This window comes from Undibacterium sp. 5I1, from assembly GCF_034314085.1.
Classification (GTDB): domain Bacteria; phylum Pseudomonadota; class Gammaproteobacteria; order Burkholderiales; family Burkholderiaceae_D; genus Undibacterium.
This window is the reverse complement of sequence record NZ_JAVIWI010000001.1, coordinates 149,107-164,923: the sequence shown is the minus strand read 5'-3', so window position 1 is coordinate 164,923 and position 15,817 is coordinate 149,107. Positions and strand designations below refer to the sequence as shown.

The 15,817-nt window shown below is 46.5% G+C and carries 16 protein-coding genes; 10 read left to right on the top strand and 6 right to left on the bottom strand.

Translation table 11 applies throughout. The features are described 5' to 3' along the window. Positions 1-59: 59 nt before the first annotated feature. A complete protein-coding gene (locus RGU72_RS00660; protein WP_322117904.1) occupies positions 60-515 on the top strand; it encodes a hemerythrin domain-containing protein in 456 nt (151 codons plus the stop codon). 35 nt (positions 516-550) lie between these two features. Here the strand turns inward: RGU72_RS00660 and RGU72_RS00655 are convergent, their stop codons facing one another. After that, positions 551-769 carry an RNA-binding S4 domain-containing protein gene (locus RGU72_RS00655; RefSeq protein WP_322117903.1) on the bottom strand — a complete coding sequence of 73 codons (219 nt, stop codon included), beginning with the start codon at positions 767-769 and terminating at the stop codon, positions 551-553. A 531-nt stretch (positions 770-1,300) separates the two neighbouring features. Between RGU72_RS00655 and RGU72_RS00650 the strand changes: the two genes are divergently transcribed. The 6 genes from RGU72_RS00650 to RGU72_RS00625 all read left to right on the top strand — a co-directional run bounded on the left by RGU72_RS00650 (position 1,301) and on the right by RGU72_RS00625 (position 6,297). Beyond that, the gene (locus RGU72_RS00650) at positions 1,301-1,552 is read left to right on the top strand and encodes a DUF2282 domain-containing protein (RefSeq protein WP_322117902.1); all 252 of its coding nucleotides are present in this window, start codon (positions 1,301-1,303) and stop codon (positions 1,550-1,552) included. A 22-nt stretch (positions 1,553-1,574) separates the two neighbouring features. Next, positions 1,575-2,498 (top strand): DUF692 domain-containing protein, encoded by a 924-nt coding sequence (locus RGU72_RS00645; protein ID WP_322117901.1) that lies wholly within the window; start codon positions 1,575-1,577, stop codon positions 2,496-2,498. Beyond that, the gene (locus RGU72_RS00640; protein ID WP_322117900.1) at positions 2,491-3,297 is read left to right on the top strand and encodes a DNA-binding domain-containing protein; all 807 of its coding nucleotides are present in this window, start codon (positions 2,491-2,493) and stop codon (positions 3,295-3,297) included. Before RGU72_RS00645 ends, RGU72_RS00640 begins: the two co-directional genes overlap by 8 nt. Positions 3,298-3,347: 50 nt before the next feature. Then, positions 3,348-3,806 carry a DoxX family protein gene (locus RGU72_RS00635; protein WP_322117899.1) on the top strand — a complete coding sequence of 153 codons (459 nt, stop codon included), beginning with the start codon at positions 3,348-3,350 and terminating at the stop codon, positions 3,804-3,806. A gap of 885 nt (positions 3,807-4,691) precedes the next feature. Then, positions 4,692-5,543, top strand: a complete 852-nt coding sequence (locus RGU72_RS00630; protein ID WP_322117898.1) for a PA4780 family RIO1-like protein kinase — start codon at positions 4,692-4,694, stop codon at positions 5,541-5,543. 82 nt (positions 5,544-5,625) lie between these two features. Continuing rightward, positions 5,626-6,297 (top strand): SAM-dependent methyltransferase, encoded by a 672-nt coding sequence (locus RGU72_RS00625; protein WP_322117897.1) that lies wholly within the window; start codon positions 5,626-5,628, stop codon positions 6,295-6,297. Between the two features lie 464 nt (positions 6,298-6,761). Here the strand turns inward: RGU72_RS00625 and RGU72_RS00620 are convergent, their stop codons facing one another. The 3 genes from RGU72_RS00620 to RGU72_RS00610 are packed head-to-tail and all read right to left on the bottom strand — an operon-like array spanning position 6,762 to position 9,499. Next, complete coding sequence (locus tag RGU72_RS00620; protein ID WP_322117896.1) at positions 6,762-7,631, bottom strand: ABC transporter permease; 870 nt, start codon at positions 7,629-7,631, stop codon at positions 6,762-6,764. Between the two features lie 15 nt (positions 7,632-7,646). After that, positions 7,647-8,450: an ABC transporter ATP-binding protein gene (locus RGU72_RS00615; RefSeq protein ID WP_322117895.1), complete on the bottom strand. Its 804-nt coding sequence runs from the start codon at positions 8,448-8,450 to the stop codon at positions 7,647-7,649. A 41-nt stretch (positions 8,451-8,491) separates the two neighbouring features. Continuing rightward, the gene (locus RGU72_RS00610) at positions 8,492-9,499 is read right to left on the bottom strand and encodes an ABC transporter substrate-binding protein (RefSeq protein ID WP_322117894.1); all 1,008 of its coding nucleotides are present in this window, start codon (positions 9,497-9,499) and stop codon (positions 8,492-8,494) included. Positions 9,500-9,798: 299 nt separating this feature from the next. Here RGU72_RS00610 and RGU72_RS00605 point away from each other — a divergent pair, with 299 nt between their 5' ends. The 3 genes from RGU72_RS00605 (at position 9,799) to RGU72_RS00595 (ending at position 13,398) form a co-directional block, all read left to right on the top strand. Next, complete coding sequence (locus tag RGU72_RS00605; protein WP_322117893.1) at positions 9,799-10,473, top strand: response regulator; 675 nt, start codon at positions 9,799-9,801, stop codon at positions 10,471-10,473. Beyond that, positions 10,457-11,857: a sensor histidine kinase gene (locus tag RGU72_RS00600; RefSeq protein WP_322117892.1), complete on the top strand. Its 1,401-nt coding sequence runs from the start codon at positions 10,457-10,459 to the stop codon at positions 11,855-11,857. Before RGU72_RS00605 ends, RGU72_RS00600 begins: the two co-directional genes overlap by 17 nt. 437 nt (positions 11,858-12,294) lie before the next feature. Further along, positions 12,295-13,398, top strand: coding sequence for a branched-chain amino acid aminotransferase (locus RGU72_RS00595; RefSeq protein ID WP_323491783.1), 1,104 nt, complete (start codon positions 12,295-12,297; stop codon positions 13,396-13,398). Positions 13,399-13,540: 142 nt separating this feature from the next. Here the strand turns inward: RGU72_RS00595 and ribA are convergent, their stop codons facing one another. Then, positions 13,541-14,227 (bottom strand): GTP cyclohydrolase II, encoded by a 687-nt coding sequence (gene ribA, locus RGU72_RS00590; protein WP_322117890.1) that lies wholly within the window; start codon positions 14,225-14,227, stop codon positions 13,541-13,543. Between the two features lie 535 nt (positions 14,228-14,762). Then, positions 14,763-15,764 carry a class 1 fructose-bisphosphatase gene (locus RGU72_RS00585; protein WP_322117889.1) on the bottom strand — a complete coding sequence of 334 codons (1,002 nt, stop codon included), beginning with the start codon at positions 15,762-15,764 and terminating at the stop codon, positions 14,763-14,765. Positions 15,765-15,817: the final 53 nt, after the last annotated feature.

The window sequence follows — 15,817 nt, the reverse complement described above, 5'->3', positions numbered from 1 at the left end:
TTGAGCAGTATTAATTGGCAATGAAATCGCCAGTGAGCCTGGCGCGACTAGGAAAAATAATGACTGATACACAATGGGGATGGTCGGATCGGCTAAGTTTGAGCTATGCGCCCATGGATGAAACACATCAAGAATTTGTCACGCTCTGCGCTGCGCTGGCAGAAGACAATCCGGCAACCTACATCGAGCGTTTAGATGCCTTGATCGCACATTCAGTCGAACACTTCGATCAAGAAAATCAATGGATGACTGAAACCCAATTTCCACCAGGCGGCTGTCATATCACAGAGCACAACGCCATACTGCAAGTCATGCACGAAGTGCGACGCCGGATAGAATTAGGAGAAACCGATTTAGGCGCACGCCTGGCAGAAGAATTGCCGCACTGGTTTGAACATCATGTTGATACCATGGACAATATGCTGGCGCGCTTTATGAGTAATGAGCAAATGCAGCAAAATCAACTTGCAACATTGTCTGAAGAGCCAGTCAGCGCCGGCACAGCAGCCGTTTGATTATTCAACAAATAAGCAAAACGTATTAGGGTGAATTAAGCCGCAATCACCTTGATGCGAACATCGCCCAAGACTACTTTTTGTCCTTGCCGGATTTTGGCTGTTTTACGCAACTCCTGCTTGCCGTCAACGGCAACGGCACCACTGGCGACAATCACTTTGCCTGCACCACCGCTGTCGCATAGTCCGACCAGTTTTAATAATTGATTCAATTCAACGAATTCGCCATCCAGGCTAAAAGTAAGTTCTTGCATAAAATTCCTGATCAACATTAAGCTTCTTGTTAGCTACAAGGCGAAGAATAACCTATCCGCTGAATAACCCAAACTGCCGCTAAAAATTAGTATCCAATCAAGATTGAACCCAGATTTTCCATTAGACCGCTACCACTTCGCAAAAAACGCAGACGGCGTGCGGTCTTCAGAGGGATAGCACCACCGCGATTCGAGTGGAAACGCTACAGCGACAATTGCACCGTTGGCGAACTGCCTGGCGTTGTTGCTCCTCCTAGCAAGATGCAGCTTGCGTCGTCGTCGCGTCTAGCCAGTCAGTCCGCCAAAGGCACACTTGTCGCTGTTCCAATGGAAAATCTGGGTTGAATCTAATTTGAAATTTGTTTCGTAAAAATTAATAATGAATACAAGATTCACACAAAAGCAGGACATTTTTTAAAAAGATGTGTAAGGTATCTCTGCTTTGATCGACTATTCGTTGTAAGTGATGTGTATTGATTCAATTATCGATTCAACTTAATGTAAGCCCTTTTTAATTTATTGGAGATCAACATGAACAACAAAGCCATGATCGCAGTTGCATTAGCAGGTTTGCTTGGTTCCGCTATGGCAGCCGCCGCTGAACCAGCAAAAACAGAAAAATGTTTTGGCGTCGCCAAAGCAGGTCAAAATGATTGCGCTACTAAAACTGGCTCCCATTCTTGCGCTGGCCAAGGCAAAAAAGATATGGACCCTAGTGAATGGAAAAAAGTCCCGGCAGGCACCTGTGAAAAAATGGGCGGCAAAGTAGACAAAGCAGCCTGATTTTAGCTAAATTTAATACAGCTTGAACTCCGCGTTCGAGACGATGCGCAAACCGACCGTCAACTTAGGGGTTGGCGTTGGTTTGCGCAGTCAGCATTACCGTGATTTTCTGAATGCGCCAGTAGCAATCGACTGGTTAGAGGTGCATTCAGAAAATTATTTTGGCGATGGCGGTTACGATTTGCATGTTTTGCAGCAACTACGTCAAGATTATCCCATCAGCCTGCATGGTGTCGGTTTAGCTCTCGGCTCTGCCGTTGGTTACAACGCCTACAACGACGCCCATCTGCAAAAATTACACCACCTGGTTCAACGCATACAACCTGCTCTGGTATCCGAACATTTGTGTTGGGGTGCTGTGACTGGTCGTCATTTAAACGATTTACTCCCGCTACCATTGCGTCAAGATGCTTTAGAGTTGATATGCGAGCGGGTTGATCAAGTACAAAATCTATTGCAAAGAAGCGTGCTGATCGAAAACGTCTCGACCTATTTACGCTTCGCCCAAGATGACATGTCCGAGGCAGAATTTCTGGTACAACTGGCAAAGCGTACAGGCTGCGGCATTTTATTAGACGTCAATAACCTCTACGTCAATCAGCATAATCACGGCGAAGATGCCTTAGCAGCGCTGCGTCATTTCTCTGATCTGCCACAAGGTGTGATTGGTGAGATTCATCTGGCAGGACATTTGCGTACTGATGACTGCCTGATCGATCACCATGGTTGTGAACTAGCGCCGGAGGTATGGGATTTATACCAAACAACGTGCTCGCTACTGGGCACAGAAATTCCTGTGTTGATTGAATGGGATACCGATATTCCGGCGCTACCGGTTCTGCTGGCCGAAGCGGCTAAGGCGACGTATTACAGGGATGCGTCTCGTGCCAACATCATCAACGCAAGTAGTGTCAGTAACTCAATATCAGCGGCACATCATGGCTGACCCTCGCAGCCTCTCTGCGATACAACAGCAGTTTGCAGATGCTTTATTGTTTCCCGACCAAAGTACCAGTCCATTGTTCAAATCCTCGCCGGAACAAGCACAAGAACGCTTGGGGATTTATAGGGGGAATGTGTCCGCCATCTGGACTCAAGCCTTACAAAATACCTATCCTGTTTTATATCAATTGGTCGGCGCAGAATTTTTTGAGCAAATGGCCAAAGCCTACGGACGCGCCCATCCGTCTACTTCAGGCGATTTAAACGAATTTGGATCGCAGCTATCCATTTTTTTAGCTGATCCAGCAACTGGTATCGGTATCATCAATGACTATCCCTATTTTCCAGATGTCGCCAACTTAGAGTGGCATGTGCATACGGCCTATTACGCAACCAATACAGCGCCGTTGGGCCTGGCCGAAGTGATTGAAAAAACAGGAGAACATTTTGGACAAACCCGTTTGCGCCTACACCCAGCTTGCCGATTAATAACATCGGAGTGGGCTTGTGCAAGCATTTGGCAAGCACACCAACCAAAAATCGATGTCGCTTATCCAGAGCAATTAGAGGTAAAAAACTATTGCTTAGTCAACCGCCAACATTGGTTAGTCGAAGTACATGCATTAGGCATAGCGTCGTATGTTGGATTGCTAGCCTTATCGCAAGGAGAAAGTATCGGATGGGCATTGGAGCAAGCGATGGAACACGATCCCGATTTTCAGATTGCGGATCAACTACAGCAATGGTTTAACTGGGGCATTTTTGTAGAGAGTAAACTGTCTTCCAGCGATGAACGCATGTAAGGAAAACCGCACTCCTCCGACTGACTTGCATAACTAACAGGGAGAATAAAATGAACCAATTTTTGCGGCTGCATCAACTCAGCACCAGCATCGATCAACTAATACAAGAATGGGGCGGCGCATTGCTTAATCTTGGTTTGCGGATTTTTGTAGGCTGGCAATTTCTAAAATCTGGGATGGTAAAGATTCAGGACTGGGAGGCAACTTTATCCCTATTCCGCGAGGAATATCATGTTCCCGTCTTGCCGCCGGAGCTAGCCGCGATTACCGGCGCTGGTGGAGAATTGTTTTTCCCGATTTTGTTAATTACAGGCTTATTCTCCCGCCCTGCCGCTTTAGGATTATTTGCAGTCAATGCAATGGCAGTCGTATCGTATCCGCAGCTTTGGTCATTTGAGTGTCCGGCGGCCATCAATGATCATCTGTATTGGGGTTTGCTGCTGGCTGTATTAGCAGTATTTGGACCTGGAAAAATTGCGATAGATGACTGGATCAAATCTCGATATTAAATTAGAAGCGGATACTTTTCTAAAATAGAGATATTAATAGGACTGATGCAAAAACGTAAAGCTATTTACTACCATTCCCATGGAACTAGATGGCTGTACATAAAAAATTAAGACCTCTCAACATAGAGGCACAGGGCCACAGAGAAAGCCATGAGAACAGCGAAAACCTGTCTTTCTCTTCCTTTGTTGTTCCTCTGTTTCCGCGTGTCTGCATGCCTCTGTGATGAGGGGTTTTGATTTTTGCATAAGTGCTAAGAGAATTTCTAAAAACTATTTTTCTTGTTACTCCTGTGCAGGCGGGAGTCCAGAGACGTGCGTTAATTCAATAACGCCCTTTGGATACCTGCTAAAGCCATGCAGAACTAGAGTCATCAGCTCTGGTCATCATTTGTAATTTTTTGGAAATTCAAAAAGTACAAAGTCCAATGATAATGCGGCTTCTAACATAGAAACATGCCAGAAGCCGCATTATCTTTAGATATCCAAAATCAATAATCTTAAGGAAACATGATATTGGATAGTGGTGTAGACAACATCCAGCATCACTGACGCTTCATTGCCTCCTTCTTCACTTTCTTATCCGCTTTTTTTTCCTTCATGGTTTTTGCTGGTTCTTTTTTGACTGCTTTTTTACTGTCTTGTGCTTTGCTCATGATGTGCTCCTTGGTGAAACAGTACAACAGTACTGCGATAAACTGGATTATAGGTCGAATGGTGCGCAATGGTATGACTGGGACGCACAAATTGGTACTATCCGTTATCTATTCCGTTTTTACATACTGTTTGTCATAGCTAAATTTGGTGCTTATCTGATTTTTTCGCCCGGTTTGGCTACAGTGTCTGGAAATTGGAAGCACTCAGCCGAATTATTTATACTAATTACTTATGAAAATACCAAAAAGAATACAGCCACTTGTTGATGAAGGGTTAATCGATGATGTCTTGCGCCAGCTCATGAGCGGCAAAGAGGCCACGGTGTATGTCGTGCGTTGCGGTGAGGATATCCGTTGCGCCAAAGTATATAAAGAAGCGAATCAGCGTAGTTTTAAAAAAGCCGTCGCCTACCAGGAAGGTCGTACCGTCAAAAATAGCCGCCAGGCGCGGGCGATGGAAAAAGGCACCCGCTACGGCCGTAAGATGCAGGAAGAAGTCTGGCAAAGCGCCGAGGTCGATGCCTTATACCGTCTGGCCGCTGCCGGTGTGCGCGTCCCGACGCCGTATATCTGCTTTGAAGGCGTACTGCTGATGGATCTAGTGACAGATGCCACTGGCAACGCCGCACCGCGTTTAAATGATGTTGAACTGACCGAAGCGCTGGCACTGGACTATCACGCTCAATTGCTGCATCAGGTCGTCCTGATGTTATGTGCCGGCGTCATCCACGGCGATCTGTCTGAATACAATATTCTGGTGGATGACAAGGGTCCTGTCATCATTGACTTGCCGCAAGCGATTGATGCTGCAGGCAATACCAGTGCAGGCGCCATGCTGGAGCGCGATGTCGATAATTTGATGAACTTCTTCAGTCCCTTTGCGCCACAACTGGCAGGAACCAAATACGGCAAAGAAATCTGGCTGCTATATCAGGCAGGTTTGCTCACACCAGAAACCGTCTTGACTGGTCGCGTTGCAGTGGATAAACGTCCGGCCGATGTTGGCGCGGTGATGCGTGAGATTGAAATCGCGCGGATTGAACAAGCGGACGAAGAGCGGCGTTTATCGCAATACGATAATTAGGTCGGTCGAGCGGTAAAAACCTCGGCATCTAAAGCAACACTATTCATTTCTAACTATTTTTAAACAGATTTTAAGTTGACTCATGCTGACACTCACTATTAAACAAGGCAAAGAAAAAAGCCTGCTAGAACGACAGCCTTGGGTTTATCTATCTGCCGTGGCGCGGGTCGATGGCAAACCCGGAGAACGAAATAAATTAGGCGCGACAGTCCTGGTTCAATCGTCTTCCGGTCAATTTCTGGCACGTGCTGCCTACAACGCAAAATCACAAATCAGTGCCCGCGTCTGGACCTTTGACCAAAACGAATCCGTCGATCACGCCATGATTAAACGACGTGTTCAGACGGCTGTTCTCAAGCGTAAAGCGAATGTAAACAGCGCCAGCAAAAACGTAAGTCAGTCTATTTCTCTAGTATCCGGTGAAGAAGATGGTTTATCTGGTCTGGTGGTTGATTGGATTAAAGATGGTAGTACCAATGACGACAGCAAAGCAGTGAACGATTATCTGATCTGCCAATTTAATGCCGCTGGCGTCGATGCCTGGAAAGTCGCCATTGTCCAGGCACTGATGGCAGAAACTGGCTGCCCTAACGTGTACGAACGGGCAGACGAGTTAATGCGCAAAGGGGAAGGTTTGCCCGTCGTATTTGGCGCACTGGCAGGAGACGAACCACCGGATGAAATCTGGCTGATGGAAAAAGGCGTACGTATTTCAGTCGATATCAAAACGGGACAAAGAAATCAAAGTAGTTAAGCGCAGTAGTTAAGCGCAGTAGTTAAGCGCAATAGTTAAGCATTCCTGCAGCAATCGTGCTGATGAAAATTAGCACGACAGTTCTCTCACCCCGTTCCAACGCCTCACGCTGATAAGGCTCCGCCTATCCCATATTCCAGCATAGCCCGGAATCGAATATCAAGTCAGTGCAAACAGGCAAAGCGAGCAAAGCACAATCCTTAGCGCTGCCTGCATGGAAATGCATTTGCATTCTCACCACAGTTAAATTAAATACTCCTATATAGTATATTTTAATTGTCCAATGATTCATTGGACAATTAACTATTTTCAATAAAAATAATGGGGAGTATATTGATTTATACCGTATTCCACTTGTAGAAAACGAGCTAAGCCAGACACAGATATCGCCGACATCACGCAATATAACGAAAAAAAAGCCCGCGTCAGCGGGCCAATTGGAGTACATAAAACCTGCCTAACAATCACATACCCTGCTCAACAAACTGCACCGGACGCCATTTCAATAATCTGTTTTCAATCGCAGTCAGCAGATACTCGGCCGCCAAGGCGACCACCGCCAACACGATCATTGCTGCAAATACACCGGCTGCATTAAACGTCCCTTGCGCTGTGGCGATCAGCAAACCGATACCGTGTCGCGCACCCAAAAACTCACCGACCACGGCACCGACTAATGCAAAACCAAAGCTGACATGCAAGCTGGCTAAAATCCAAGTCAGTGCCGACGGAAACACGACCGAGAAAGTCACCTGACGTTTACTCGCCCCCAAAATATATGCGTTGGCAATCAGATTTTTATCCGCCTCACGCACGCCTTGGAACGCATTACCAAACACGACAAAAAATACCATCACAACCGCTAATGCAATCTTAGACCCCATGCCCAAACCAAACATGATGATAAAAATCGACCCCAACACCACACGCGGAATAGCATTAGCGACTTTGATATAGATACTCAACACATCCGCTGCCAATTTATTGCGGCCCAGAGCAATCCCGAAAAAAATACCCAGAAAACTACCAATCAAAAACCCCAGTACCGTTTCTTCCATCGTTACCAGCAATTCACGCCAGAGCGGACCTTGCGCCGTACCTTCTGTGATCCATGTCATCAGTTGCTCATAAATAGCCGTCGGTTGCGAGAAAAAGAAAGGATCAATTAAACCCGCTTTAACCGATAATTCCCACGCACCTAAAGTCACCACGGCCAGTGCGATTCGTAAAAAAATAACCAGACGGTGATGATTAACCCCTTTGGCAATCGCCTTGCGCTCTTCCTCACCGATTTCAGGCAGATTGAGCGACGTATTTAGGACAGTAGTATTCATATTTTTAATCCCGCTTTAAATTTGGACTTCATCTTTTAAATCCGTCCAGATTTGCTTTGACAGATGGATAAATTCTTCTGAGTAGCGTGCCGTAGAAACTTCCCGCGGACGTGCTAAAGGAATCTCGTAGCAGCTCTTGACAGAGCCGGGACCTTTAGACAACACCACCACACGATCTGCTAATGCAATCGCCTCCTCAATATCATGGGTCACAAACACGACGGAGGCTTTTTTCTCTGACCACAAGCCCAGTAATTCGTCCTGCATCAGTGCACGGGTCTGCACGTCTAATGCGGAGAATGGCTCGTCCATCAACAAGATTTTTGGCTCGTTAATAAACGTCTGCGCCAGTGCAACACGCTTACGCATACCGCCCGATAACTGATGCGGATAATGGTATTCAAAGCCCGCCAGACCGACTCTGCGCACCCACTCGCCCGCCATCTCTTTCGCCGTTTTTTTATCCTTACCGCGAAATATCGGACCAATCGCAATATTATCGATCACGTTTTTCCAGGGGAAAACTGCATCTGCCTGAAACACAAAACCAATGTCGGGATCAATCCCCGTCACCGGCTTACCAAATACTTTAACGCTACCTGAAGACGGCGGATTTAAACCCGTGATCATGCCTAGAGTAGTTGATTTGCCGCAGCCGGTAGGACCAACAATCGCGCAGAAATCACCTTCATTGACCGTCAAACTAAAATCTTTTAATGCAAGGGTTACTTTGCCAGCCGGACTGATAAATTTTCTGCTGACATTGGTCAACTCGATGGCTACATTCGTCGCCACATTCTTAGTTAGGCTCGTTGCCATACTGGTTGCCGTAGTCATCACCTCAATCACCGAATGTTCCATTATTTCGCCGCTTTCACAAACTCGCTGGTGAAGGTATTCGCCAGATTGATCGTCTTGCCTTGTACCGCTTTATCAAAACCATTCAATACCTTGAGTACGGTCGCGGGGCCGTTTTCCGGCATCACACCATCAGCGGTAAACATCTGCTTGCTGGCTTCCAGCGCATCGATGTACATCTGCTTATTGGATGCGTAATAATCCGCTGGCATTTTGTCTGCGATCTCTTTTGCGCTATGAGTTTTAATGTATTTCAAGGTCTTTACAAACGCGTTTGCTAGCTTTTGTACCTGATCTTTGTGCGTATTCACCCAGGCAGTGGGCATATACAGACAAGCTGCCGGATAAGTACCACCGAGCGCAGCTTCAGTTTCTTTCACCGTGCGCAAATCGATCAAAATGGTAGCCGCACCGGTGGATACCAGACGCGAAATTGTTGGCTCTGTGGTCATGCCCGCATCAATTTTATTTTGTGCCATTGCTGCAATAAAAGTTGAGCCTGCGCCCACTGGCAAGGTCGTAAATTCGCTATTCTTCACGCCTGCTTTAGCCGCCAGATATTGCGTCAAAAAATTGGTGGAAGAGCCAAGACCTGTGACGCCTAATGTCTTACCTTTAAAGTCTGCGGGGGATTTGATCTCTTTGGCAGCCGCCTTGGACACTAAAATTACTTCGCCCGGTGCCTGGCTAAACTGGACTACCGATTGCACTAATTTTCCACGCGCTTGCAAATCGATGGTGTGATCATAAAAACCTACTACACCTTGCGCTGCACCAGATAACATTTCTGTCTCTGCATTGACCCCGGCTGGCTCGCTCAGTAATTCAATCTCCAGACCGGTTTCTTTTAAATACCCTAACTGCTCTGCCAATTTAGCCGGCAAGTAGATTTGCTTCTCTATCCCACCGACCATAATCGTGATTTTGTCAGCCGCATGGACTTGCATGCTGGATACCAGCATCAGCATGGCTGCTATCGGTTTTAATGCGAGTTTTAATACTGCTTTCATGATTGTCTCCGTTATTTTTTTGAGTTGTATTACAAGATGACTCTCGATTTCTTTGAATCGTTTTTTATTGATCTATTGCCAGACCTGCGCTTTGGCCTCATCGCAAATAAGGTTTTACTCTAACTTTGTTATCGCTCAAGCCAAAAGCCAAAAAAATTATCGAGTCTGCTTTGATAGATTCATTCTACGTTGGCAAATGTAGATGATTTAAACCTTCAGTCAGCCTTCAATCTATCTGTTTGTGGAAAAAAAGAAACTCACTTGCCCGGTTATCGCCAAGATGGTTTAGCCTTATGCCCATGAAATTACTTTTAGTAGAAGATAACCGGGAGCTGTCGTCTTGGCTCACACGGCTATTAGCGCAGTCGGGTTATGCCGTTGAGCAAGCCTTCTCAGGCGAGGATGCGTTACACCTGCTGCTTACGCAAAGTTATGATGCCATCCTGTTAGATCTGACACTACCCGGAGTAAAAGGGCAAGCGGTCTTAAAGCAATTACGCAGCAAAGATAATCAAGTCCCGGTGCTCATCATCAGTGCGCTTGATACCTTGAGCGACATTATTGAAAATTTAAATTTAGGTGCCGACGATTATCTCGCCAAACCGTTTGACATCCAAGAATTAGAGGCACGTCTGCGGTCCTTACTGCGTCGCGCCAGTGGCAAGACGAATCCTGTCGTGGCATGTGGAGCACTAAGCTATGACAGTAACTCAAAAAAATTTAGTAGTCACGGTGAGGACATCAACCTGACGCCAAGAGAATATGCGGTTTTAGAAGCGCTGATACGACAATCCGGGAAAACCGTTTCTAAGAAAGAATTAGCCGATGGCTTGTTCACTCTGGACGATACCGTGTCACCAAAGGCACTAGAAATTTATATTCTTCGCCTACGTAAAAAAATTGAAGGCTCGGGTGCGCAGATTATTACCTTGCGTGGACTGGGATATATGTTGACCTATGTTGCCTCGACTTAAAAGTCTTAAAAGCCGGCTAGCTCTTTGGGTATTTTTGCCAACGGTGCTGATCTCGGCAATCGATTTGCTTGTGACCTATATCAATACAGATCAGGTTGCTACCTTGGTGCAAGAACAATTGCTTAAAGGTGCTGCAAAAATTATTTCAGAACAGATCTCGAAGGTCGATGGCGTGTATGAAATCAGTGTGCCGCCTGCTGCGGTAGAGCTGTTCGCCAGTAAATATCAAGACCGTGTCTTATATTCGGTACGGAATAACACCGGGGTACTGATCGCAGGTAACCCGGAGCTAAGCGTCTATAAAGCAACACTCACGACAGAGCAAGCTGCTTACTTTCTTAGCACCATCCGTGGCGAACCAGTCAGGGTAATTGCCTACTCCCATCAGTTGCCAAGCAGCGGCTCTAAGGACTACGTGATTACCCAAGTAGCGCAGACACTACGAGGTCATGATGCATTCAAATCTAATTTATTTTACTTAACAATGCGGGAGCATTTAATCCTGTTATCGATTGTGCTTATCGGGATGATGATTGCGTTTCGCTGGACACTCCGTCCGCTCATTGAGTTCGGTGAAAAATTATTATTACGTCAGCCAGGCTCGTTAGAAAAGCTGGATGAAAAAACCGCTCCCGCTGAAATCAGACCCGTGATTTTTGCCATGAACGACTATGTGGCGCGACTAGACAAGACACTGGCATCGTACGAGCAATTTGTCGCAAATACGGCACACCAGTTAAGAACCTCATTTGCCATCATCACATCGCAGATCAACTATGGTCATCGAAATAGTCATCTTGATCAGACCCAAAAAGAAGTATTGAACGCCATCCAAAAAACGATCTTGCAAGGCACAAAAGTCATCAATCAATTACTCGTTCTGGCGGCAGTAGAACAGAATCGACATGCAAACATCACTCGCAAATCGACACAACTTGCCGACCTGATTAAAAACGTGATGGAAGAATTGGCACCGCTAGCGCAACAAAAAAATATCGAGCTTGGGATTGACGTGCTTGATGACATTGCGATCGTCGATGCACCGCCCTATCTGCTGCGCGAACTGGTTTCCAACTTAATCGACAATGCCATACAGCATATGAAAACTGAAGGGACGATTACGGTATCACTCAGCCAGGTAGCAAACGAAGTTTTACTTAGTGTGATCGATAACGGTGTCGGTATCCCGCTAACAGAACAGCAAAAAGTCTTTGACCGCTTTTACCGTCTGGATGACAGTAAACCCAATAGCTCTGGTCTAGGGCTGGCGATTGTGAAAGAGATTGGTGATTCTTTAAACGCGACTATTGATTTAAAGACGCCGGACAATGGGATTGGTTTGCAAGTGGATGTGCGGTTTCCTAAAAGCGTATCTTCAGTTTGATGTTGTTGGAACAAAGCGAGGTTATACCAATCCACCGTCAATCAGCTTAGCCAGGTTAATTTAAATACTCTCACCCTGTATATATTAGGTGTCCATATAATCATTGGATAAAGTAGCATATTTGGTAAATTAACAGGGGAGTATATGAATATTCATACTTGGGGAGCTTCCTGAAAATTGTTCCGGCAAGACCTAACGACGAAGGCAACACAGCTAGGACGGTTCGCATCAGTCCCAAATTATCATTTTGGGATTACGATTGCCATCTGTGACGGTCTCCACCAAGTCTCCGCGTACTTGCGCTTAGTCGCCCCTGACAAGTCCGCGATCAACATCTTTAGCGCAAAACTTATCTTGATCGCAAAATAAGGCTAAAATTAATTCATCAGGACTTACGCAATATTTTGATTGTTTTCCCTACATTGACTTCTAAGATAATGATGATCACCTCCACACCGACTCTGTTAGTAACACCCTCTGATCACCCGCTGAGCGATGCACAACGTGCCGAACGCATGACGAACCCGAGTTTTGGCCGAATTTTTACGGATCATATGGTGGTCATTCCTTATCGTAACGGCGCTTGGCAACAAGGCGAATTAAAAGCCTACGGCCCTTTAAGCCTGGACCCTGCGGCATCTGCACTACATTACGGCCAGGCTATTTTTGAAGGCTTTAAAGCCTTCAGCCAGCCGGATGGTAGTGTCAAAACCTTCCGACCAGATGCTAACAGCGCGCGCTTCAACCGCAGCGCACAGCGGCTGGCAATGCCGGATTTGCCCGGTGATATATTCATGCAAGCAGCAGACGCTTTAATCACCATGGATAAGGCCTGGGTACCCAAAAATGTGGGAGAAAGTCTGTACCTGCGACCACTGATGTTTGCCACTGATCCGTTTTTGGGTGTGCGCCCTGCCAGCGAATATCTGTTCGTCTTATTTGCCTCCCCCGCCGGCGCCTACTTTCCTCAAGGCGTTAAACCGGTGACGGTGTGGATCAGCGAAGATTTTGTCCGTGCAGCACCCGGCGGCACTGGAGAGGCGAAGTGCGCAGGCAATTATGCCGCCAGCTTGGTAGCGCAAGCGCAAGCGCTGGAAAAAGGCTGCGACCAGGTGGTGTGGCTGGATGCAGTAAAGCGCGAATACATAGAAGAAATGGGTGGGATGAACCTATTCTTTGTCTACGAAGAAGCAGGGAAAACTCGCATCATTACGCCAGAACTCACCGGCACGCTGCTATCCGGCATCACCCGTCGTAGTTTGCTGGAAATGGCCAAAGACTTGGGTTACGAAACAGAAGAACGCAAGCTCACAGTACAACAATGGCGCGACGACATCGCATCAGGGCGGATGACAGAAGTATTCGCCTGCGGTACAGCCGCCGTCATCACACCAGTCGGCCATGTCAAAGCAAAGAATTTTGAGATGCAAATCAACCAAGGTGAAAACGGCAAAGTCACTATGGCATTGCGTGAAGCTCTGCTGGCGCTACAGCACGGTACCGCGGAAGATACGCATGGCTGGATGCATAGCGTTTGCTAATGTGAATTTATTGCAGACATCTAAAACTTACTTTTAGATGTCCAATACTATTGCGGCTTCTGGCATGTTTTCATGCCAGAAGCCGCAATAGTATTGGAGGTTCGTTTTTGAACGATTTATTTTTAACTACATAGCGAAATAATTACAACTCCGGCTGTATCAAATGTCCCAGCTTGGTAACCTTGGTACTCAAATAGCGATCATTGTGGGGATTGCGTTTGATCACTAGCGGGATATGCTCTGTGACCTTGACGTTTAATCCTTCCATCGCGGCGATTTTGCGTGGATTATTGGTCATCAGTTTTAGCGAGCTAATGCCCAGATGCTTGAGCATAGGATCGCACAGGCTGTAGTTACGTAAATCTGCAGCAAACCCAAGTTGTTGATTGGCTTCTACCGTGTCGGCACCCAAGTCTTGCAAATGATACGCACGTACTTTGTTTAGCAAGCCAATACCGCGTCCTTCCTGGCGCAGATACAGCAAAGCCCCGCGGCCTTCCTGGGCGATTTTTTGTAATGCTAGTTCCAGCTGCGGACCGCAATCGCAGCGCTGGCTAAATAAGGCGTCGCCGGTCAGACATTCTGAGTGAATGCGGGCTAATACAGGTTCACCGTTGGCGACATCACCCAAGGTCAGCGCAATATGCTCTTTGCCGGTGGCTGGCTCAAAAAAAGCATGCATCTGAAAAGTTGCCCAAGTCGTTGGCAAAATGCAGGAGGTAACATAATCCAAATCCTGACCTGAGCTACTGCTCGGGTTGCTGGTATTGCTGTCGTTAGATTTTGGATTACCTGCGAGCGTACTTGCAGGCGATGGGTGGCTGGACATAAAGGTTCTCGCGATTGATTCTTTTTAGGAGTCTTGATGACTCGTTACTTCTTATCTGTAAACCATGTCTAAAACGGGTTTAAACAAATATAAACATGTATAAAGCTTATCTAGCTGTTATCACCACAACAACTTACAGTGACAACGTGAAGAGCAGAGTATAAACGACGGTACCAATTTAGAGGCGAACCAAGCATCTTGGCGGGATTTACAGGCTATTTCTGGCTTGGTTACGCTTGATTGTGCTTGGTTGTGCTTGGTTGTATTTATTTAAATCGCAATTAATTTACATAAAAACAATAGTTCTTCGTAAAAAATTCTGCTTATCTAGCTTTGCAACTGCTTTGCTAGGTGATGCTATTGGTGATACTTTTGATGACGTCCTATACCGATATAAGGCCAAAAAGTGTAATTCCAAGTCACAGAGCCGGATTCGGCGATAAAAGCAAAAGCCCACAATGAAGTGGGCTTTTTCTATCAACAGATCAGCTACGTCCTCAGCAGCGTTGGCTCGCAGTAACTACCTGTTATCAAACTATTCCTGATGATACCGAGTCACTAACTCAACTTCGTTTTTCGACCCCAGAAAAACGGGTACGCGTTGATGCAATTTCTCTGGCTGAATATCCAGCATACGCTGCTTGCCATCGGTGGATGCGCCACCCGCTTGTTCTACGATGAAGGACATAGGATTCGCTTCATACATCAAACGTAGCTTGCCTGGCTTGTCTGGTTCACGCGCATCAGCCGGGTACATGAAGACACCACCACGGTTAAGAATACGATGCACGTCAGCCACCATAGAAGCAATCCAGCGCATATTAAAATCTTTACCGCGTGGACCAGTGACGCCAGCCTGTAACTCATTAACATAGCGAGTCACTGGCGGCAACCAATGGCGCGCATTAGAGGCATTTATCGCATATTCTTTGGTATCGACGGGAATTTGCATGTTTTGTTGAGTCAGTACCCAAGAACCCATTTCCCTATCCAAGGTAAAGCAATTTACACCATTGCCAGTGGTGAGCACCAGCACAGTTTGCGGACCATATACCGCATAGCCCGCTGCAACTTGCTTATTACCGGCCTGCATAAAATCTTGCTCAGTCGGCTCTGCCATACCTTCTGGTGCCTTGAGCACGGAGAAAATCGTACCGATGGAAACATTGACATCAATATTGCTGGAGCCGTCGAGCGGGTCGAATAGCAACATGTATTCGCCTTTAGGATACCGGTTGGGAATTGGGTGGATACTTTCCATTTCCTCGGATGCCATCGCTGCCAGATGGCCGCCCCATTCATTGGCTTCCAGCAGAATTTCATTAGACAAAATATCTAATTTCTTTTGCACTTCGCCCTGAATATTTTCGCTACCTGCGGTACCTAAGACTTCGCCCAAGGCACCTTTGCCGACGGCATGACTAATGGTTTTGCAAGCGCGTGCGACGACTTCGATCAACAAGCGCAATTCTGCTGGAATCGAATTATTCAGGCGTTGTTCTTCGACCAGATATTGGGTCAGACTGACACGTTTCATGAGCTTCCTTTTTATGCTCTGCGTTGCTTACTATTAAAACGTATTACAACGCA